The organism is Azohydromonas lata NBRC 102462 (genome assembly GCF_001571085.1).
Taxonomy (GTDB): Bacteria; Pseudomonadota; Gammaproteobacteria; order Burkholderiales; family Burkholderiaceae_C; genus Azohydromonas; species Azohydromonas lata.
The window spans coordinates 74,933-94,791 of sequence record NZ_BCTC01000008.1; the positions used below are offsets into that span (position 1 = coordinate 74,933).

The 19,859-nt window shown below is 73.4% G+C and carries 13 protein-coding genes; 9 read left to right on the forward strand and 4 right to left on the reverse strand.

What is annotated here, in order from left to right:
• Window positions 1-15 precede the first annotated feature (15 nt).
• Window positions 16-2,793, reverse strand: a complete 2,778-nt coding sequence (prsT, locus tag ALA01S_RS05125) for an XrtA/PEP-CTERM system TPR-repeat protein PrsT (RefSeq protein ID WP_066332939.1) — start codon at window positions 2,791-2,793, stop codon at window positions 16-18.
• Window positions 2,794-3,267: 474 nt separating this feature from the next.
• Between prsT and ALA01S_RS05130 the strand changes: the two genes are divergently transcribed.
• Together ALA01S_RS05130 and ALA01S_RS05135 are read left to right on the forward strand one after the other, a co-directional pair.
• Window positions 3,268-4,380: a response regulator gene (locus ALA01S_RS05130; RefSeq protein WP_084267242.1), complete on the forward strand. Its 1,113-nt coding sequence runs from the start codon at window positions 3,268-3,270 to the stop codon at window positions 4,378-4,380.
• A gap of 4 nt (window positions 4,381-4,384) precedes the next feature.
• Window positions 4,385-8,749, forward strand: coding sequence for a PAS domain-containing protein (locus ALA01S_RS05135; protein ID WP_157118773.1), 4,365 nt, complete (start codon window positions 4,385-4,387; stop codon window positions 8,747-8,749).
• A 90-nt stretch (window positions 8,750-8,839) separates the two neighbouring features.
• Here ALA01S_RS05135 and ALA01S_RS05140 read toward each other — a convergent pair whose 3' ends face one another.
• The 3 genes from ALA01S_RS05140 to ALA01S_RS05150 form a co-directional block, all read right to left on the reverse strand.
• Window positions 8,840-9,883, reverse strand: a complete 1,044-nt coding sequence (locus ALA01S_RS05140; RefSeq protein WP_238455701.1) for a zinc-binding dehydrogenase — start codon at window positions 9,881-9,883, stop codon at window positions 8,840-8,842.
• 84 nt (window positions 9,884-9,967) lie between these two features.
• Window positions 9,968-12,397 carry an EAL domain-containing protein gene (locus ALA01S_RS05145; protein WP_066332948.1) on the reverse strand — a complete coding sequence of 810 codons (2,430 nt, stop codon included), beginning with the start codon at window positions 12,395-12,397 and terminating at the stop codon, window positions 9,968-9,970.
• Entirely contained in the window at window positions 12,394-13,269 is an 876-nt protein-coding gene (locus ALA01S_RS05150; RefSeq protein ID WP_169805853.1) for a phosphate/phosphite/phosphonate ABC transporter substrate-binding protein, read from the reverse strand. The genes ALA01S_RS05145 and ALA01S_RS05150 overlap by 4 nt, the downstream gene beginning before the upstream one ends.
• Window positions 13,270-13,479: 210 nt before the next feature.
• Here ALA01S_RS05150 and ALA01S_RS05155 point away from each other — a divergent pair, with 210 nt between their 5' ends.
• From ALA01S_RS05155 to ALA01S_RS05185, 7 genes are all read left to right on the forward strand, one after another.
• Window positions 13,480-14,058 carry a Spy/CpxP family protein refolding chaperone gene (locus tag ALA01S_RS05155; RefSeq protein WP_169805854.1) on the forward strand — a complete coding sequence of 193 codons (579 nt, stop codon included), beginning with the start codon at window positions 13,480-13,482 and terminating at the stop codon, window positions 14,056-14,058.
• Window positions 14,059-14,110: 52 nt separating this feature from the next.
• Window positions 14,111-14,848 (forward strand): winged helix-turn-helix domain-containing protein, encoded by a 738-nt coding sequence (locus ALA01S_RS05160; protein WP_066332954.1) that lies wholly within the window; start codon window positions 14,111-14,113, stop codon window positions 14,846-14,848.
• A gap of 96 nt (window positions 14,849-14,944) precedes the next feature.
• Window positions 14,945-16,261: a HAMP domain-containing sensor histidine kinase gene (locus tag ALA01S_RS05165; protein ID WP_066332957.1), complete on the forward strand. Its 1,317-nt coding sequence runs from the start codon at window positions 14,945-14,947 to the stop codon at window positions 16,259-16,261.
• Window positions 16,255-16,677, forward strand: a complete 423-nt coding sequence (locus ALA01S_RS05170; RefSeq protein ID WP_066332960.1) for a secondary thiamine-phosphate synthase enzyme YjbQ — start codon at window positions 16,255-16,257, stop codon at window positions 16,675-16,677. Before ALA01S_RS05165 ends, ALA01S_RS05170 begins: the two co-directional genes overlap by 7 nt.
• A gap of 55 nt (window positions 16,678-16,732) precedes the next feature.
• Entirely contained in the window at window positions 16,733-17,488 is a 756-nt protein-coding gene (locus ALA01S_RS05175) for a ZIP family metal transporter (protein WP_066332962.1), read from the forward strand.
• A gap of 345 nt (window positions 17,489-17,833) precedes the next feature.
• Complete coding sequence (locus ALA01S_RS05180) at window positions 17,834-18,373, forward strand: DUF2244 domain-containing protein (protein WP_066332965.1); 540 nt, start codon at window positions 17,834-17,836, stop codon at window positions 18,371-18,373.
• 49 nt (window positions 18,374-18,422) lie between these two features.
• Window positions 18,423-19,838: an NAD(P)/FAD-dependent oxidoreductase gene (locus tag ALA01S_RS05185; RefSeq protein WP_066332968.1), complete on the forward strand. Its 1,416-nt coding sequence runs from the start codon at window positions 18,423-18,425 to the stop codon at window positions 19,836-19,838.
• Window positions 19,839-19,859: the final 21 nt, after the last annotated feature.

Genomic DNA, 19,859 nt, shown 5'->3' on the forward strand with positions numbered 1-19,859 from the left:
GGCTGCAGCCGCCGCTCACAGCTCCTTGAGCAGCTTCTGCACCTCTTCCTGGGCGTTGAAGTCCTTGCCCAGCTTGGACAGCTCCACCAGCTCCGTGCGGGCCTCGTTGCGCTTGCCGGCGTCCATGTACAGCCGCGCCAGGTTCAGCCGCCAGGTGGGCTCCTTGGCGTCCAGCGCCACCAGCTTCTTCTGCAGCTCCAGCGCCTTGTCGGTCTGCTTGGCCGCGGCCAAGGCGGTGGCCAGCGTGTCCATGAAGGCGGGGGTGTCGGGGCGCAGCTTGTTGGCCTTCTCGGCCGTGGCCAGCGCCTCGGCGCGCTTGAGCTGCACCTGCACCCAGGCCAGGTTGTTCAGGACGATGGGATCGTCCTGGCGCAGCTTGAGCGCCTCGTTGAGCCGCGTCTCGGCCGTGGGGAAGTCGCGCTGGGCCAGGGACACCTCGCTGAGGTGGAACATGAAGCCGCCGTCCTTGGCGTGGTCGGCCATCCACTTGTTGGCGAAGGCGGCGGCGCCGGCCTTGTCCTCCTGCGCCAGCAGCGCGCTGTGCACCTTCACGGCCGCGGCCGTGCTGTCGGGCTGCTGGGTGAGCGCCGCGCGGTAGGCCGCCGTGGCTTCGCGCCAGTGGCGCTGCGAGCCCTCGATGTCGCCTTCGAGCACCAAGCCGGCCACGGCCATGTCCTTTTCCTTCTGCAGCGCGCGCGCCGTGGACAGGGCCTGCGCCGGCTTGCCCGCGGCCAGGTAGGCCGCCACCGCGCGCTGCGCCACGTTGAAGTCGCGCGGCGCCAGCGAGCGCGCGCGCTCCACCGCGGACAGCGCCGCGTCGTAGTTCTTGGCCGCCAGGTGCACCTCGGCCAGCATGAGCTGCGCCTGCACCGAGTTGGGCTGCTTGGTGGCCACCTGGTTCAGGCTGCTGACGGACTGGTTGAAGTCGCCGCTGAGCGCCTGCACGCGCGCCAGCGCGGCCAGCAGCGCGGGGTTGTCCGGCAGCGCGGCCACGCCCTCCTGCGCGGCCACCAGCGCCGCGGCGTTGTCCTTGAGCGCCAGGTGCTGCTCCACCAGCGCCAGCCGCGCGGTCTGGTCGCCGGGGTTGGCGCGCACGGCCTCCTGCAGCGCCTTGGTCACCGCCGGCGCGGGCTCGCCGGCGGCCTGGCGTATGCGCGCCAGCGCCAGCATGGCGCCCACGTTGTGCGCGTCGGCCTTGAGCACGCCGTCAAAGCGCTTGCGCGCGGCGTCGAACTGCTTGTCGCGCACGTCCAGCTCGGCCAGCGCCGCGGCGGCCTGCAGGTTGGCGGGCTCGGCCTTGAGCACCTGCTCCAGGCTCTGGCGCGCCTTCTCCGGCTGCTTGAGCGCGAGCTGCACCTGCGCGCGCAGCAGCGGCGCCAGGGCCTTGCCGTCGGTCTTCTTCTCCAGCGCGTCGATGGCGGCGAGGGCCGGCTCGAACTCGCGCCGGCGCATGCGCTCGTTGATGAGCGCGAGGTCGGCCGTGGTGCCCTGGTCGCCCGCGGCGGTGGACTGCAGCACCTCCAGCGCCGAGGCGTCGCCGCGCGCGAGCTGGTTGAGCGCCAGCGCCACGCGCGTGCGCTTGTCGGCCGGGTCCAGCGCCGCGGCGCGCTTGAACAGCGCCTCGGCGCGCGCGAGGTCGCCCTTTTGCTGGTAGGCCTGCGCGGACAGGTTGAGCGCCGCCAGGGCGGGCGACTTGTCCTCCACCAGCGGCTGCAGCGTGGCCAGCGCCTTGTCGGTCTCGCCCGCGCGCAGCAGCGCCTGGGCCAGGGCCTGGCGCACGGGCACGGAATCGGGCACCTGCGCATTGGCCTTGGTGAAGTAGGCGATGGCCTGCGCCAGCGCGCCGTCCTCGTACTCCACGCTGCCGGCCAGTTGCAGCGCGTAAGGGTGGTTGGGCGCGACCTTGAGCACGGCCTGCAGCGCCTCGCGCGCGCCCTTGATGTCGCGCTTGCGCAGCGCCGACTGCGCCTCCAGCAGCCGCGTCTGCGGGTGCTCGGGGAACTGGTTCTTGAGCGCGGCGAGCTGCTTGTCGGCCTCGTCGTACTTCTTTTGCTGGTTGAGCAGGCCGATGTAGCCGCCATAGCCGGCCATGAGGTCCTTGCGCAGCGCCAGCGCCTGCTGGTAGGCCTGCGCGGCGGCGTCCATGTCCTCGGCCGCCTGGGCCAGCGCCGCCTGCAGCAGCAGCGCCTCGGGCGACTTGGGATGCTGCGCCAGCACGTCCTGCACCATCTTGCGCGCGCCGGGCAGGTCCGGCTTGGATGCCAGCAGCCGCACCTGCAGCAGTTGCGCGGCCATCAGCTTCGGGTCCAGCGCCAGCGCGGCCTCGATCTCGGCCTGGCCGCGCTCGCGGTCGTTGAGCGTGAGGTGCGCCTGCGCCAGCGCGGCGTGCAGCGCGGCCTGCGCTTCGGGGCGCGACAGCGACGCGTGCGCATAGCGCGCCAGCACCTGGTCGGCCTTGCCCTGCACCAGCAGCACGTTGGCCATGAGGGGCACGGCGTCGTCCTGCACGCCGCCGAGCTCCAGCGCCTTGGACGCCTGCACCTCGGCAGCCACCACGTCGCCCTGGTCCAGCAGCGCACGGCCCAGCAGCACGCGGGCCTCGGCCAGGTCAGGAGACTTCTGCAGCGCGTTCTTGAGCTGGATGGCGGCGGCCTTGGGGTCGTTTTGCTCCAGGTAGCCGCGGGCGGAGGCGATGAGCGCCGTGGGGTCCTTGTCCTCGCCGCAGCCCAGCAGCGCGGCGGAGGACAGCAGGCATAGCGACAGGGACAGCGAAAGTCGGCGGGAAGTCTTCATGGCGCAGCGGCGCGCCGCGCGGCGCGGGGCCGGCGGCGCAGCCCATCTTGTTCGGTGGTTGCGTGAACACGTTCCCGGCGCCGCCTGCACCGCGGCGGCCGCGAGGCCGCCACGCGCGCGAGGGGCCGCACCCGGAACGTGGTTCGCAAGTCTTGCCCACGCCGCGGCTGCGCTTGCGCCCGCCGGGACAGGGTTTTCGTGCCGCTTTTCTCGCTTGCGCGCCCTTCCGCGGCGGCCGTGGCGGCGGCAGCGGCGCGCAGGCCGCGCCCGGGGCGTCGCGGCGCGGCGCGGCGTGTGCATTCCGTGGCAGCTTTGTGAGCCTCGTCATGGCCAGGTGCCCGGGGCGCCCCTTACAGTGCCCGAGGTGTGCACGGCGCTGCCGCAGCGGCCGCGCACGCATCGCCCGGGACGGCGATCCAGTTCCCATTTCCCGCCGGCGGCCTCGGCCCAGCACGGCCGATGCCCACCCTCACCATGTCCCAAAGCACCGTCCTCATCGTCGACGACAACCCGGAAAACCTCACCGTCCTGGGCGAGCTGCTGTGCGGCCCGTACCGCGTGCGCGCGGCCAACTCCGGAGCGCGGGCCCTGCGGCTGGCGGCGCAGCCGCCCGTGGCCGACCTGGTGCTGCTGGACATCATGATGCCGGAGATGAACGGCTACGAAGTGCTGCAGCGGCTGCGCCAGGAGCCCGCCACGCGCGACGTGCCCGTGATCTTCATCACCGCCATGGACGCCGTGGAGGACGAGCAGCGCGGCCTGACCCTGGGCGCGGTGGACTACATCACCAAGCCGCTGCACCCGGCCATCGTCCTGGCGCGGGTACAGACGCACCTGGAGCTCAAGCGCGCGCGCGACCTGCTGCGCCGCGACAACGCGCTGCTCGAAGCCGAGATCTCGCGCCGCATGCACGAGAACCAGGTGGTGCAGGACGTCACCATCCGCGCCCTGGCCCGCCTGGCCGAAACGCGCGACAACGACACCGGCAACCACATCCTGCGCACCCAGGAGTACGTGCTGGCGCTGGCGCGGCGCGCCGCGGCGCTGCCGCGCCTGGCCGCGCAGCTCGGCGAGCACGCCATCGCGCTCATCGCCAAGTCCGCGCCGCTGCACGACATCGGCAAGGTCGGCATCCCCGACCACATCCTGCTCAAGCCGGGGCCGCTCACGGCCGAAGAATGGGCGGTGATGAAGACCCATGCCGCGCTGGGCGCCGCGGCCATAGACCGCGCCGTGGACGACCTGCACGAGCCCGTGGAGTTCCTGGCCTACGCGCGCCAGATCGCGCTGCACCACCACGAGCGCTGGGACGGCAGCGGCTACCCCGAGGGGCTGGCCGGCGACGCCATCCCGCTGGCCGCGCGGCTCATGGCGCTGGCCGACGTGTTCGACGCCCTCATCTCGCGCCGCGTGTACAAGGCGCCCATGCCGGCCGAACGGGTGCGCGACATCCTGGCGGCCGAGCGCGGGCGGCATTTCGATCCCGACCTGCTGGACCTCTTCCTGGCCGACTACGCGCACTTCTGCGACATCGCCTGCCGCTACCCGGACGAGTCCGACGCCACCGATGCGCTGGCCACGCGCTGACGACGTGAACCGCACCACGGGGCCGACTCCCGGCGAGGCCACCGAGCGGGCACGCCGCCACGCGCTGCGCCTGGCGCTGGCCTATGGCGCCCTGGGCTCGGCCTGGATCTGGGGGTCGGACTGGCTGCTGGCGCAACTGCGCCTGGAGCCGGACTGGCTGCTGCAGTTGAGCGCGCTCAAGGGCTGGATGTTCGTGGGCGTGACGGCGGTGCTGCTGTACAGGCTGGTGGTGCGCAGCGCCGGGCCCTCGCGCAGCGCCAGCAACACCACGGCGCCGCGCCTGCTGCCGCTGCTGGCCATGACCGTGGTGGTGTCCAGCATCACCGGGCTGGTGCTGTTGAGCAACTACGAGGAGCGCCGCAAGGAGCAGGTGCGCCAGATCGAGACGGTGGCCGAGCGCCAGGCCGCGCAGCTCTCCAGCTGGTTCTCCTACCGCAAGTCGCAGGCCCGCTTCGTGCGCTCCAGCCCCGTGTACGCCAGCCACTACCAGCGCTGGCGCAACGGCGACACCGAGGCGCTGCAGCAGTTGCTGCAGCGCGTGTCGGCCATGCGGCTGGCCTTCGGCCACCACGCCGTGATGCTGTACGACGACAGCGGCGAGCTGCTGTCCACCGAGAGCGCGCAGCCCGGCGAGGACAGCGAGGGGCTGCAGGCCGTGGTGCAGCAGGCGCTGGCCAGCGGCGACATCCTGCAGCACACCAGCCTGGACCCGCCCACCGGCACGCCGTGGCTGGACATGGTGGTGCCGCTGGTGGGCCAGGGCGCTCCGGCGCAGCTGGCCGTGGTGCTGCGCGTGGACCTGGGCGACTCGCTGCTGGACATGCTGGGCGGCTGGGCCACGGACACGCGCAGCGGCCGCTCGCTGCTGCTGCGCCGCCAGGGCGACGTGCTCACCAACCAGCTCGACGGCCAGGCGCTGCCGATGTCCACGCCGCAACTGCTGGCCGGGCGCGCGCTGGCGGGCACGCTGCCCTTTGGGCGCGGCGCCGCGGGCACGGACTTCCGCGGCGTGCCGGTGTTCGGCGCCGTGCGCCCGGTGGACGGCGGCGACTGGGTGCTGGTGGCGCAGATCGACCAGGCCGAGCTGCGCGCCCATTCGCTGGGCAACTCCGCCTGGATACTGGCCACCGGCGCCATGGCGCTGCTGGGCACGGGCGCGGCCATGGTGCTGCTGCGCGAGCGCCGCGCGCTCAACGCCGCGCACGTCGAGCGCGAGGAGCAGGCCAAGCAGTTGCGCGCGCTGTCGCTGGTGCGCGCCATCGCCGAGGGCTCCAACGACGCCATCTACGCCAAGGACCTGCAGGGCCGCTACCTGCTCTGCAACGGCGAGGCCAGCCGCGTGCTGGGCGTCACGCCCGCGCAAGTGCTGGGCACGCTGGACAGCGACCACATGCCCGCCGCGCAGGCCGCCGTGCTGCGCGCCAACGACGCGCAGGTCGTCAGCGAAGGCCGCGTGCGCCCCTACGACGAGGAGTACGTCACCGCCCAGGGCGTCTTCACCTACCTCGCCACCAAGGGCCCGCTGCGCGACGAGCACGGCCAGGTCATAGGCATGTTCGGCATCGCGCGCGACATCACCGAGCGCAAGCGCGCGGAGCTGGCGCTGCGCGAGGCCAACGAGCTGGTGCAGGCCGTCACGGACTCGGTGCTGGACCACATGGCCGTGCTCGACCGTGACGGCATCATCGTCAAGGTCAACGCCGCCTGGGCCCGCTTTGCCCAGGACAACGGCGGCGGCGGCAACGTCCTGGGCCACAGCTACCTGGCCCTGTGCCGCGCGGCCGAGGGACCGCAGGCCGGCGAGGCCGCCTGCGCCGCCGCCGGCATCGAGGCCGTGCTGCAGGGCCGGCTGCCGAGCTTCTCGCGCGAGTACCCCTGCCACTCGCCGCAGCGCATGCGCTGGTTCCTCATGACCGTCACGCCGCTGAACACGGCCGCCGGCGGCGCCGTGGTGGTGCACAGCGACATCACCGAACGCTGGGAGGCCCAGGAGCAGTTGCGCAAGCTCTCGCTGGCCGTGGAGCAAAGCCCCATGGGCATCGCCATCCGCGACACGGCCGGGCGCATCGAGTACGTCAACGGCGCCTTCACCCACATCACCGGCTTCGAGCGCGACGAGGCGGTGGGCCGCCTCATTCACTCGCTGCAGCCGCGGCGCGTGCCGGCGCTGCGCAAGCGCATGCTGTGGCAGGCCATGGAGCGCGGCGAGATCTGGTCCGGCGAGTTCCGCTGCCAGCGCAAGAACGGCGAGCACTACGACGAGCTCGTCCGCGCCGCGCCCATACGCCAGGCCGACGGCAGCATCACGCACCACCTCTGGATCGTCGAGGACGTGACGGAGAAGAAGCGCACCGCCGCCGAGCTCGACCGCCACCGCCACCGGCTGCAGGAGCTGGTGGACGAGCGCACGCAGCAGCTGCAGCAGGCCAACGCCGAGCTCGTGCGCGCGCGCGACCGCGCCGACGCGGCCAACGAGGCCAAGAGCGCCTTCCTGGCCAACATGAGCCACGAGATACGCACGCCGCTCAACGCCATCCTGGGCCTGACGCACCTGCTGCGCCGCGACGTGGTGGACGCGCTGCAGGCCGAGCGGCTCTCGCGCATCGGCACGGCCGCCGGCCACCTGCTGCAGGTCATCAGCGACATCCTGGACCTCTCCAAGATCGAGGCCGGGCGCCTGGAGCTGGAGGAAACGGGCTTTTCGCTGCGCGCGCTGCTCGAAGGCAGCCGCGCCCTGGTGGACGAGGCCGCGCGCGCCAAGGGCCTGCGGCTGACGGTGGACGTGCAGGACGTGCCCGACGCGCTGCTGGGCGACCCGACACGGGTGTCGCAGGCGCTGCTCAACCTGCTGAGCAACGCGGTGAAGTTCACCGAGCGCGGCCACATCGACGTGCACGCGCAACTGCTGGAGCGCGGCGCGCAGGGGCTGCTGCTGCGCATGAGCGTGCGCGACACGGGCAAGGGCATCGCGCCGGACAAGCTGGAGCATCTCTTCGGCGCCTTCGTCCAGGAGGACGCCTCCACCACGCGGCGCTTCGGCGGCACGGGGCTGGGCCTGGCCATCACGCAGCGCCTGGCGGTGATGATGGGCGGCGAGGCCGGCGCCAGCAGCGAGCCCGGCGTGGGCAGCGAGTTCTGGTTCACCGTGCGCGTGCGCGAGGGGCAGCAGGACCTGCCGCCCACCGACGTGCCGCACGTGGAGCAGGAGGCCGATGCCGACACCGTGCGCTGGCGCTGCGGCGGCGCGCGCGTGCTGCTGGCCGAGGACGACCCCATCAGCCAGGGCCTGTCGCTGGAGCTGCTGCATTGGGCCGGGCTGGAGGTGGACCTGGCCGACGACGGCCGCCAGGCCGTGCAGGCCGCCGAGACCGGCGACTACGCGCTCATCCTCATGGACATGCAGATGCCCAACATGAACGGGCTGGAGGCGGCGCGGCGCATCCGCGCGCTGCCGCGGCACAGCGCCACGCCCATCCTGGCCATGACGGCGGCAGCCTTCACCGAGGACCGCGCCGCCTGCCTGGAGGCCGGCATGAACGACCACGTGCCCAAGCCCGTGGACCCGCCGCGCCTGTTCGCCGCGCTGCTGCGCTGGCTGCCCATGACCCACCCGCAGGGCGCCGCCGAGGCCGCGCCGCCGAGCCCGACCGACGCCACGGACCAGGCCGAGGCCGAGGCCGTGCCGTCGGTGCCCGCCATTCCCGGCCTGGACGCCTCGCTGGCGCTGCGCTACTTGGGCGGCCAGGCCACGCTCTACCGCCGCGTGCTGGAGCAGTTCCTGCACCACTACGGCGCGCGGCTGCCGCTGGCACGGCGCGCCCTGGCCACCGGCGACATGGCCGGGCTCAAGTCGCTCACGCACATCCTGTGGGGTTCGGCCGAGCCCATAGGCGCGGCCTCGCTGGCGCGGCGCGCACGCGCGCTGGACCGCGCGCTGGCCGAAGGCGCCTCGGCGCAAACGCTGCACGCCACCGGGCAGGCGCTGCTGGACGAGCTGGAGCAGTTGCTCTCGGCCATAGGCCAGGCGCTGGACCTGGCCCGCCCCGGCACGGCGGCGTCCGCGGCGGACGGCGGCGCGGCGGAGCCCGTCGCGCCGGCGCCGGCGCTGCTGCAGTCGCTGCGGCGGCTTGCCGAGCTGCTGCGCTTGGGCGAGTACCGCGCCGTGGCGCAGTGGCGCGAGCTGGCGCCCGCGCTGCGCCGCAGCAGCGTCGCCGTGGCGGCGGAGATGGACTCGCGGCTGCTGGACTTCGACTTCGAGGGCGCGCTGGCCGTGCTGGAGGCGTTCGTGGCCGGCGCCGGCGGCGACGCGCCGGGCGGCGAGCCGGCCGCCCCGCAGCCGCGCCACGAGGACACGGCGCTGGAGCTGTAGGCGCCTGGCGGCCGCCGCCGCGGCGGCAACCCGACGGCGCGCGGGCCAGCGCCAGGGGGCCGGGCCGGCACCTCCACGCCGCCCACGCCTTCAATCCACCCGCACCGCCACCTTGCCGAACTGCGCGCCGGACGCCAGCCGGTCCAGCGCGGCGTGCACGTCGTCCAGCGCCCAGGTCGAATCGATCACCGGGCGGATGGCGCCGCCCGCGCAGGCCTGGAGCAGCGCGCCCATCTCGTGCAGGTCGCCCAGGGTGGAGCCCAGGATCTGCAACTGGCGGATGAAGATGCGGCGCAGGTCCGCCGGCGGCTGGTCGCCGCTGGTGGCGCCGCAGGTGACGATGCGCCCGCCGCGCACCACCGCGCGCAGGGCCGCACCCCACACGGCCGCGCCCACGTTCTCGATGACCACGTCCACGCCGCGCCCCGCGGTGAGCGCCAGCACGGCCTTGGCCACGTCCTCGCGCTCGCCGTTGACGGCGTGGTCCGCGCCCAGGGCCAGGGCCCGCTGCAGCTTGGCGTCGTCGCGCGAGGTGACGATGGCCCGCGCCCCCGCCCACTTGGCCAGTTGCAGCGCCGCCAGCGACACGCCGCCGCCCACGCCGAAGACCAGCACCGTCTCCCACGGCCGGAGCCGGGCCTTGGTGAAGAGCATGCGCCAGGCCGTGAGGTGGTTGACGCCCAGCGCCGCGGCCTCCTCGAAACCGAAGCCCTGCGGCATGGGAAACACGTTGCGCGCGGGCAGCGACACGTATTGCGCCAGCGTCCCGTCGCGGTGCTCGCCCAGGTAGGACACGCTGGGGCACAGCACGCCCTCGCCGCGGGCGCAGAACTCGCAGCGAGCGCAACTGATGCCCGGGTGCAGCAGCACCGCCTGGCCCACGCGCAGCAGCGGCTCGTCCTCGCCGACCGCCTCCACCGTGCCCGCGCCGTCGATGCCCATGATCTGCGGCAGCCGGTGCGTGATGCCCGCGCCGCTGTCGCGCATGTACAGGTCCACGCGGTTGAGCGTGGCCGCGCGCAGCCGCACCAGCACCTCGCCGGGGCCGCGCCGCGGGCGTGGGCGCGGGCCCACGCTCACCACCTCGTTGCCGCCATGGCCGGTGATGCACGCGGCCTTCATCGTGTCGTTCACGGGGACTCCTGCAGGATGGGGAGCCGCATGATGCGCCGAGCGCCGCGGGACGGCGGCCGGTTGCGGGCCGGCTTCAGGCCCGCTTCAGGCCTGGGTCAGCGCCGGGCGCGGCGGCGGGGGCGGTGCGTTGAACTCGCCCAACTGCTGCGGGCGGCCGAAGTGGTAGCCCTGCACGTGGTCCACGCCCACGCTTTTCAGCAGGGCCAGGGTCTCGGGGTCCTCGACCATCTCGGCGATGGTCGTCTTGTTCAGGCCCTTGGCCACGTCCACGATGGCGCGGACGAAGACGAGGTCGTTGCGGTCGCGCGCGAGGTTGCGCACGAACAGGCCGTCGATCTTGAGCACGTCCGCGGGCAGGTGCTTCATGTAGGCGAAGGAGGCGAAGCCGCTGCCGAAGTCGTCCAGGCACACGCGGCAGCCCAGGCCGTGGAGCTGGGCGATGAGGTTTTGCGCGTCCTTGAGGTCGCCCACGGCGGCGGTTTCGGTGAGCTCCACCAGCAGCCGCTGGGGCTCCACGCGGTGGCGGCGCAGCTCGTTTTCGATGTGCCGCGGCAGCCCCGGATCGTCGAAGGAGCGGCCGGAGATGTTGATGGCGATGGCCGGCACCGCCGCGCGCTGCGCCAGCGTGGCGATGGCGTTGCTGATCACCCAGCGGTCGATCTCGCGGATGAGGCCGCTGCGCTCGGCGTGCGGGATGAACTGCCCCGGGTTGATGAGCCGCTCGGGGTCGGCCTCGTCGCGCAGGCGCAGCAGCAGCTCGTAGTGCTGGAGCTGGCCGCTTTGCGTGTCGAACACGCCCTGGAAGACGGGGACCAGGAGCTGCTGGTCCAGCGCGCGGCGCAGCCGCTCGTTCCAGCCGATGCGGGCGAGCTTCTCGTCGGTGCCGTCGCGGTCGCGGTCGTAGAGCTGCCAGCCGTTCTTGCCGGCCTCCTTGGCCTGGTACATGGCCGCGTCGGCGCGGGCCACGAGCTCGTCGGGGTTGTCGCCGTGCTCGGGGAAGAGCGCGATGCCCAGGCTGGAGGTCAGCCGCAGGCTCTGGCCGCGGAAGGCCACGGGCAGCCGCGCAATGGCCTGCACGATGCGGTCGGAGAGCGCCTGCAGCATCTCCGGCCCCTCGGCCTCGCAGATCAGCGCGAACTCGTCGCCGCCCAGGCGGACGAAGAACTCGCTGCGCCGCACCAGCGCGCTGACCTCGGTGGCCACCTGCACCAGCACCTTGTCGCCGGCCTGGTGGCCGTAGCGGTCGTTGATGAGCTTGAACTCGTCCAGGTCGAACAGCAGCAGCGCCACCTGCGTGCCCTGGCGCTGCGCGTTGGCCAGGCGGCGCTGCAGCTCGTGCTGGAAGGAGCGGCGGTTGTACAGGCCCGTGAGCGGGTCGCGCTCGGCCAGGTACACGAGCTGCTGCGCCGTGCGGCGCTCGGCGGTGACGTCGCTCAGGATCCACAGGCGGCCCATGGTGTGGCCCTCCTCGTCGCGCACCGGGTGGGCGATGCGGGTGAGCACCGTGCCGTCGGTGAGCTGCAGCTCCGCGCTCTGGCGCCCCTGGCCCTGGCCGCTGGCGAAGCAGTCGCGCGCCACGCCGCGCGCCGCGGCCAGCGCGGCCAGCACCTGCACGGCGTGGCCGTCGACCTCGGCGTCCACGTCGATGCCCAGCAGCCGGCACAGCGCGGGGTTGTGGTAGACGATGCGGTCCTGCTCGTCCACGAACAGGATGCCTATGGACATGGCCGACAGCAGCGCCGCCAGCCGCGCGTGCTCCGCGCGCGACTGCTCCAGGTAGCACTGCTGCAGCGCGTGCGCCTCCTGCAGCGCCTGCACGCGCTCGGCGATGGCGCCGGCCATGGTGTTGAACGCGCGCGTGAGCGTGCCCACCTCGTCGCGGCTGGCCACGCGCAGCCGCACGTCCAGCCCGCCCTCGGCAATGCGCTGCGCCGCGCCCGTGAGCTCCTTGAGCGGGCGCGTAAGCCAGCGCCCAACGGCCACCAGCAACCCCAGCGAGGCCAGGATGGCCGCCACGCTGATGGCCACGTTCTGCGCCATCAGGCGCTGCGCCGTGGCGTGCAGCTCCTGCAGCGCGATGCCGAAATGCAGCCGCCCATAGGTCTGTCCGGCCAGCTCGATGGGCATGTCCACGTCGAAGTGGCCGTCGGCCAGGTCCAGGCGCAGCTCGGTGTCGGCCGTGGGCAGCCGCTGGTGCATGTCCCAGCCCTCGCTGGCGATGGGCTTGCCCTCGTCGTCCAGCAGCACGAGGTAGGCGATGGCCTGGGCGCTGCGGCTCTCGCGCAGGATTTCCTGCAGCGTGACGATGTCCTCCTGCGCCAGCGGCGCGGCCAGCGCGGCGTTGAGCAGCGGCTTGGACTGCTCCACCCGCAGCGCCGCCTGCGCGCGCAGCGTGCTGTCCATGAGCCGCGCGCCGCCGGCCACCAGCAGGCCCAGCACCACGACTTCCACCAGCACGCACGCGAGGATGATGCGTGCCGACAGCGAGCCCAGCAGCCGCTTGAGACCGCTCAACGGGTGCTCTCCAACTGCGCCTTGAGGTCCGCCACCAGCGGGTCCAGGCTGGCCATGTCGCGCGCGGACAGCGGCGCCAGGCCGCCATGGCCCAGCTCGGCCACGAACTTCTGCCCGGCCGGCGTGGCGTTGGCGAACTCCATCATGGTGCGGCGCAGCGCCTCCACCTCCGCCGGCGCCAGCACCGGGCTGGCCATGTACATCAGCGGCGTGGTGGTGCTCAGCACCGTGATCACGCGCAACTGCTCGGCCGCCGCGGCCGGGATCTGGCGCAGCGTGGTGGACGAGGAGATGGCGGCCATGGCGTCGCCGCGCTGCACGGCCGCCAGCGAGTTGGCGTGGCTGTTGGTGGTGCGCACCGTGACGTCGCGCCCGGGCACCAGGCCGCGCTCCTTGAGCGCGCGCTGCCCGGCCAGCGTGAGCGTGGCCAGGGCGTCGGTGGTGGCGATGGTCTGCCCGCGCAGCGAGGCCACGTCCTGCACCGGGCTGTCCTTGAGCGTGACCAGCAGCACTTCCAGCGAGTTCTGCGCGCGCAGCAGCGGCACGTAGCCCGTCTCCACCTGCGCCAGGCGGCCGAAGGCGGGCGAGGTGGCCACCACGTCGTACTCGCGCTTGGCGGTCTTGTCGAGGTAGGTCAGGTAGTCCGGCGCGCTCACCAGCCGCACCGGGCGCTGCAGCGTGCGCTCCAGGTGCTCCTGCAGCGGCCGGTAGAGCTGCACGATGGCACGCGCGCTCAAGTAGGGCACCACGGCCAGCGTCAGCGGACGCTCGCCGGCCGCCTGCGCGCCGCCGGCCAAGGCCAGCAGCAGGCTCGTGAACAACTTCAGAAAGGCGCGCATCGGTCCCAGGGCCGCGAAGAGGAATGACAACAAGACCCCATCACGGTGATGGACGGCCCGCCCCACATTGTGGCTGCGGGAAGGCCCCACCAGGCCACCGCCACAAGTTACGCCGTGATACATAGCACGACGCCATTGGGCACGAAGCGGGGGGCGAAGCCCTTCACGCTTCTTTACCCGGGCCACACGGCTGCGCAACGCACGGACCTCAATCTTCAGGCTCCTACTGCGTGGAGCCTTGAAATGAACAAGCAAGCAAGCGTGACTTATTCCACTGCCCCAGCGTCCGCGATGCGGCGCACCGCCTGGCGTGCCGGCGCCGCTGCGCTGGTGCTGGCCCTGGCGGGCGCGGCCGGCGGCATGGCGCAGGCGCAACCCGCGCCGCCGCCGCCCGCGGCCTCCGCGCCCGGGCCGATGGGGGGGCCGATGGGCGGCCCGATGCACGAAGGCCACCGCCATGGCGGCCCGGGCATGGGCGGCCGCCACATGGAGCGGCTGCTGGAGCGCGTGAACGCCACGCCGGAACAACGCGGCAAGATCCGCGGCATCTTCGATGCCGCCGCGGCCGACATGCGCACCCAGCGCGACACGCGGCGCCAGTTGCACGAGCAGGGCCTGACGCTGCTGGCCCAGCCCACCATAGACACGGCCGCCGTGGAGCAGCTGCGCCAGCAGATGCTGGCCCAGCACGACCTGGCCTCCCAGCGCTGGAGCAAGGCCATGGTCGATGCGGCCAACGTGCTCACGCCGCAGCAGCGCACGCAACTGGCCGCGCTCATGCGCGAGCACGCAGCACGCGGTCCTGGTGGCCAGCATCGCTGAGGGGGCTATGCTTTCGTGCTCTTCAATACAGAGCCCAAGTAGTGCCCCTGACATGCCCCGACTGCTGCTGATCGACGACGACGCCCGCCTGAGCGCCATGGTGGCTGATTACCTGCGCAACGCAGGCTTCGCCGTTGAGCTGGCCGCCACGCTCAACGACGGGCGCCGGCGCCTGCTCATAGAAAACTTCGACGCGCTGGTGCTGGACCTGATGCTGCCCGATGGCGACGGGCTGGACCTCACGCGCGAGCTGCGCGCCGATGCGCGCACGCGGCGGCTGCCGCTGCTCATGCTCACCGCGCGCGGCGAGCCGCTGGACCGCATCGTGGGCCTGGAGCTGGGCGCCGACGACTACCTGAGCAAGCCCTTCGAGCCGCGCGAGCTGCTGGCACGCATCAAGGCGCTGCTGCGCCGCGCCTTGCCCGGCGAGCCCGCGCAGGAGGTCATGCGCTTTGGCCGGCTGGAGATCGACCTGGGCGCGCGCAAGGCCCGGCTGGACGCGCGCGAGGTGGACCTCACCGCGCACCAGTTCGAGCTGCTGCGCGTGCTGGCCCAGCATGCCGGGCGCGTCATGACGCGCGACCAGATCATGGACACGCTCAAGGGCCACGCCCAGGAGGCGTTCGACCGCTCCATCGACGTGCACGTCTCGCGCATCCGCGCCCTCATCGAGGACGATCCGCGCAACCCCCGCCGCGTGCTCACCGTGCGCGGCGTGGGCTACCTCTTCGCCCGCCGTCCGGACGAGCCGGGGCAGGAAGCACGCGAGGGCGTGGACGGGCAGGCGTGAGCCGCCGCGCGCCCCTGCCGCACCGTCGCCCCGCCCATCCGTAACCCTTGAAGAGAGCGGGCCGCCCAAGGGGCGGGCCCCTCGGACACCTGCGCCATGAAATCCCTCTACCTGCGCGTCTGGCTCACCGTCGTGGCGGTGCTGGCCCTCTTCGCGCTCGGGTCAGGCTGGCTGTTCCAGCACCAGATGGAGCGCGAGCGCGGCCGCCTCGACGCCGCCGCCGGCGAACGGCTCAGCGCCTGGGGCGACCTGCTGCAGCACGCCCTGCCGCCGCCGCAGGCCGCGGCGCGGGAGCAGGCCGTGGCGCTGCTGGAGTGGTCGGAGCGGCTGCGCGTGCCGCTGGCGCTGGACGACGCGGCCGGACAGCGCCTGGTCCAATCCGAGGCCTTCGAGCGCCTGAGCCGCGAGCCGGGCGCGCGCGTGACGCCCATCAAGCTCGACGACGGCCGCACCCTGTGGACGGCGCGCCCCCCGCGCGGCGGCCCCGGCGGCCACCACGGCCCGCCCCTGCCGCCGCCGCCGCCCTGGCTGCGCGGCACGGGGCTGCTGGCCGTGCTGCTGCTGCTGTTCATGGCCGTGGCCGCCGGCGCCTACCCCGTGGTGCGGCGCCTGACGCGGCGGCTGGAGGCGCTGCGCGACGGCGTGGAGCGCTTCGGCGCGGGCGCCCTGCACCACCGCGTGGAGGACGGCGGGCGCGACGAGGTCGCCGCCGTGGCGCGCAGCTTCAACAAGGCCGCCGAGCGCGTGGAGACGCTGTTGCGCTCGCACCAGTCGCTGCTGGCCAACGCCAGCCACGAGCTGCGCTCGCCGCTGGCGCGGCTGAAGATGGCCGTCTCCCTCATGGAGACCGCGCCTGAGCACCAGCAGGACGGCCTGCGTGCCGAGATCCATGCAGACATCGCGGAGCTCGACGCCTTGGTGGAAGAGGTGCTGCTGGCCAGCCGCCTGGACGCCCGCCCCGACATGGACCTGCATCCCGTGGACCTGCTGGCCCTGGCCGCCGAGGAGGCCGCCCGCGTCGGCGCCGAGCTGCAAGCGCCGCTGCACGACGACAACGGCGCCGGCGCCGCCTTCACCGTGCAGGGCGACGAGCGGCTGCTGCGCCGCGCCCTGCGCAACCTGCTGGAGAACGCGCGCCGCTACGGCGGCGACGAGGTGGCGCTGACGCTGCAGCGCGAGGCCGGCGAGCTGCGCGCGGCCGTGTGCGACCGCGGCCCCGGCGTGCCCGCGGACATGCGCGAGCGCATCTTCGAGCCCTTCTTCCGCCTGCCCGGCCACGCCGAGCAGCAAGGCGGCGTGGGCCTGGGGCTGAGCCTGGTGCGCCAGATCGCGCAGCGCCACGGCGGCAGCGTGCGCTGCGAGCCGCGCGAGGGGGGCGGCAGCCGCTTCGTGCTGCAATTGCCCGCATGCTGAACCAGGCCACCACCACCCTTGCCTTCGACACCCCGGGCCGCACGCTGCTGGAGATCACGCAACCCGTGCGCGACTGGGTGCAGGCGCAAGGTTTCCACGAGGGGCTGCTGACCCTCTTCATCCGCCACACCTCGGCCAGCCTGCTGATCCAGGAGAACGCCGACCCCGAGGTGCAGCGCGACCTGGAGCGCTTCTTCGCCCGCCTGGTGCCCGACGGCGACCCGCTCTTTCGCCACCGCGACGAGGGCCCGGACGACATGCCCGCCCACGTGCGCGGCGCGCTCACGGCCACGCAGCTCGCCATCCCGCTGATGGCCGGCCGGCTCGCCTTGGGCACCTGGCAGGGGATTTACCTGTGGGAGCACAGGCGCCGCGGGCACAGGCGCGAGGTGGCGGTGCATCTGGTTGGGCGTTGAGGGGGCACTCCCCTTGCCCCTTGGGCCCCATCGCCACACTCCCGGGAGTCCCGCCATGCCCCAATGGTTGCAAGCCGGCCTGTGGGGCCTGCTGGCCGGTGCCGCGCTGCTGCTGGGCGCCTGGGTGGGGTTTCGCATGCGCATTCCCGCGCGGCTGGTGGCGGCGGTCATGGCCTTCGGCTCCGGCGTGCTCATCTCCGCGCTGTCCTTCGAGCTCATGGACGAAGCGTTCAAGAGCGGCGGCATGGACTCCACGGCGCTGGGCTTCGTCGGCGGCGCGGCCGTCTACACCGGCGCCAACTGGCTGCTCGCGCACCGCGGCGCGCGCCACCGCAAGCGCTCCGGCGGCCAGCAGCCCAGCGAGCAGGAGAACGCCGGCAGCGGCCTGTCCATCGCGCTGGGCGCGCTGCTGGACGGCATCCCCGAATCCATCGTCATCGGCCTGAGCCTGCTCAAGGGCGGCGCGGTCAGCACCGTGGCCGTGGCGGCCATCTTCCTCTCCAACCTGCCGGAGGGCCTGTCCAGCGCCGCGGGCATGAAGAAGGCGGGCCGGGGCGCGGGCTACGTGTACGGCGTGTGGGGCGGCATCGCGCTGGCGTCGGGGCTGGCGGCCGTCGCCGGCTTCGTGCTCTTCGACGGCAGCTCGGCCGAGACGGTGGCGGCCACCACGGCCGTGGCCGCCGGCGCCATCCTGGCCATGCTGGTGGACACCATGATCCCCGAGGCCTTCGAGCAGGCCCACGACTTCGCCGGCCTCATCACCGTGGCCGGCTTCCTGGCCGCCTTCGCCCTGAGCAAGCTCGGCGGCTGAAGGGGCCCTGGACAGCGCCTGGCCTCCGCAGCATCGGCCCCTTCCGCGAGGCCGAAGCCGGACCTGGCCCCGGACGACGCCCCGCCTCCGACCCCTCGCTGACGGATGAGAAAGATCTGGCTGAGCCCTGCGCGGTCGCAGATGAAGGCGATCTGCCGGCCGTCCGGCGACCAGCGCGGCTGAGCGTCCTTGTGCGTGCCGGCGGTGAGCTGGCGCGGCGCGGGGCGCCCGCAGCCGCGCGCCCCGCGCTTGCGACTGGACACACCCACTGCCCGCAGGGGAGGCGGCGGCGCTGCAAAGTGCCGGCAGGCAGGCGGCCGCCCACGCGCCGCCTCCCAGCAGTCCATGTCCGACGCGCCGCCGCCCCCCTCGACCTCCCCCGCCTTGCCCGTGCGCGAGGCGCTGGCCCACGGCGAGGCCATGCGCTGGCAGCTGCGGCGCAACTGCCGGCTCACGCCGCGCCAGTTGGGCGGCTGCTTCATGGCGGTGTGCCTTTTTCACCTGCTGCTGGCGCTGGCCTTCTGGGCCCTGGGCTTTCCGGTGGTGAGCCTGTTTGCCGGGCTGGAGGTGGCCGTGCTGGCGGCCGCGCTGCTGGTGCACGCGCGCCACGCCGGTGACCGCGAAATCATCACCCTGGCCGCGGACCGGCTGAGCGTGGAGCGCCACGTCGGCGCCCGCGTGGAACGCCTGGAGCTGCCCGCGGCCTGGGTGCGCGTGCACGCGGACGGCGCCGGCCCAAGCGCGCTCGTGCGCCTGACGGCGGGCCGGCTCAGCGTGAGCGTGGGCCGCCACCTGTTGCCCGCGCACCGGCCGCTCATGGCCCGCGCACTGCGCCAGGCGCTGGCGCAGGCCAAGCGGCCGCCGCCGGGGACGCCGGGGCTTTGAGCCCGTCCCCGGCCCGTGCCGCGGCATAAGGGTTGCCCCTTAGTCCGGCATGAACGGACCACACCTGCACGCGGGCGGCCGGCGGCCGTCCGCCAAGAATCCACCCAGTGCCGGCCACCGCCCGGCGCTGTTTTCCACTTGGGCGCTGCGCGAGCGCGGCGGGGCGCACCGCATCGTCATCGTGGGCGGCGGCGCGGGCGGGCTGGAGCTGGCGGTGCACTTGGGCGAGGCGCTGCGCAAGCGCCAGCACCGCGGCACGCCGGCCGAGGTACTGCTGGTGGATGCGTCGCTCACCCACGTCTGGAAGCCCTGGCTGCACGAGCTGGCCGCGGGCACGCTGGACGGGCACGACGCCGGGGTGGAATTCCTGCAGCAGGCGCGGCGGCACAACTTCCGCTTCCACCTGGGCACGCTGGAGTCGCTGGAGCGGCAACAGCACGAGCTGTGGCTGGAGCCGCTGGTGGGCGAGGACGGACAGGAGATCGCCCCGCGCCGCGCCGTGGCCTACGACACCCTGGTCATCGCCGTGGGCAGCATCGTCAACGACTTCCACACCCCAGGTGTAGCCGAGCACGCGCTGGCCCTGAACAGCGCGGCGGATGCGCAGCGCTTTCACCGCCGGCTGCTGGCCGAGTGCGCGCGGGCGGAAACGAAGTCCGACGGGCCGGTGCAGATCGCCATCGTGGGCGGCGGCGCCACGGGCGTGGAGCTGGCGGCGGAGCTGATGGAGTCGGTGCGCGACATCGCGGGCCTGGGCACGGAGCTGAGCCAGGAGCCGCAGCCGGTGCAGATGCGGCTGATCGAATCCGGAGCGCGCCTGGTGGGCGCCTTGAGCGAGGACATCAGCCGCGAGGTGCAGGCCGATCTGCACCGCCGCGGCGTGGAGGTGCTCACCGGCCGGCGCGTGACGGAGGTGGCCGCCGGCCACGTGGTGCTGGACGGGCACGAGGTGCTGCCCGCCGCGCTCACCGTGTGGGCCGCCGGCATCCAGGGCCCGCGCGTGCTGGAGAAGCTGGGCGGGCTGGAGCTGAGCAAACAGCGCCAGTTGCTGGTGCGCGACACGCTGCAGACCACGCGGGACGCGGACGTCTTCGCCATGGGCGACTGCGCGAGCTGCGTGACCGAACCCGGCGCCGGCCCCGTGCCGCCGCGCGCGCAGGCCGCGCAGCAGGAGGCGCGCTACCTGGCCGGCGCACTGCTGCGGCGGCTGGAAAATCAACCGGTGGCGGGTTTCCGCTTTCACGACCGCGGCTCGCTGGTGGCGCTGGGCAGCCATGACGCCGTAGGCCGCATCCTGGGCCGCGCCGGGCGCGGGCTGCGGCTGCAGGGCCTGATGGCGCGCTGGGCCTACTGGAGCGTGCACCACGCCCACATGGTCCGGCTGCAAGGCGCGCTGCGCACGGCGGTGGACCAGTTGGGGAGCTGGCTCAATGGGCGGTCGCAGCCGCGGGTGAAGCTGCATTGAGGGGCGGGTCGAGGGGAGTTG

Bases quoted from the DNA above. Each gene is read 5' to 3' on its own strand.
- ALA01S_RS05180 (WP_066332965.1), top strand. From the start codon at position 17,834: ATGTCCGACGCGCCGCCGCCCCCCTCGACCTCCCCCGCCTTGCCCGTG.
- ALA01S_RS05130 (WP_084267242.1), top strand. From the start codon at position 3,268: ATGTCCCAAAGCACCGTCCTCATCGTCGACGACAACCCGGAAAACCTC.
- ALA01S_RS05170 (WP_066332960.1), top strand. From the start codon at position 16,255: ATGCTGAACCAGGCCACCACCACCCTTGCCTTCGACACCCCGGGCCGC.
- prsT (WP_066332939.1), bottom strand. From the start codon at position 2,793: ATGAAGACTTCCCGCCGACTTTCGCTGTCCCTGTCGCTATGCCTGCTG.
- ALA01S_RS05185 (WP_066332968.1), top strand. From the start codon at position 18,423: ATGAACGGACCACACCTGCACGCGGGCGGCCGGCGGCCGTCCGCCAAG.
- ALA01S_RS05155 (WP_169805854.1), top strand. From the start codon at position 13,480: ATGAACAAGCAAGCAAGCGTGACTTATTCCACTGCCCCAGCGTCCGCG.
- ALA01S_RS05165 (WP_066332957.1), top strand. From the start codon at position 14,945: ATGAAATCCCTCTACCTGCGCGTCTGGCTCACCGTCGTGGCGGTGCTG.
- ALA01S_RS05175 (WP_066332962.1), top strand. From the start codon at position 16,733: ATGCCCCAATGGTTGCAAGCCGGCCTGTGGGGCCTGCTGGCCGGTGCC.
- ALA01S_RS05160 (WP_066332954.1), top strand. From the start codon at position 14,111: ATGCCCCGACTGCTGCTGATCGACGACGACGCCCGCCTGAGCGCCATG.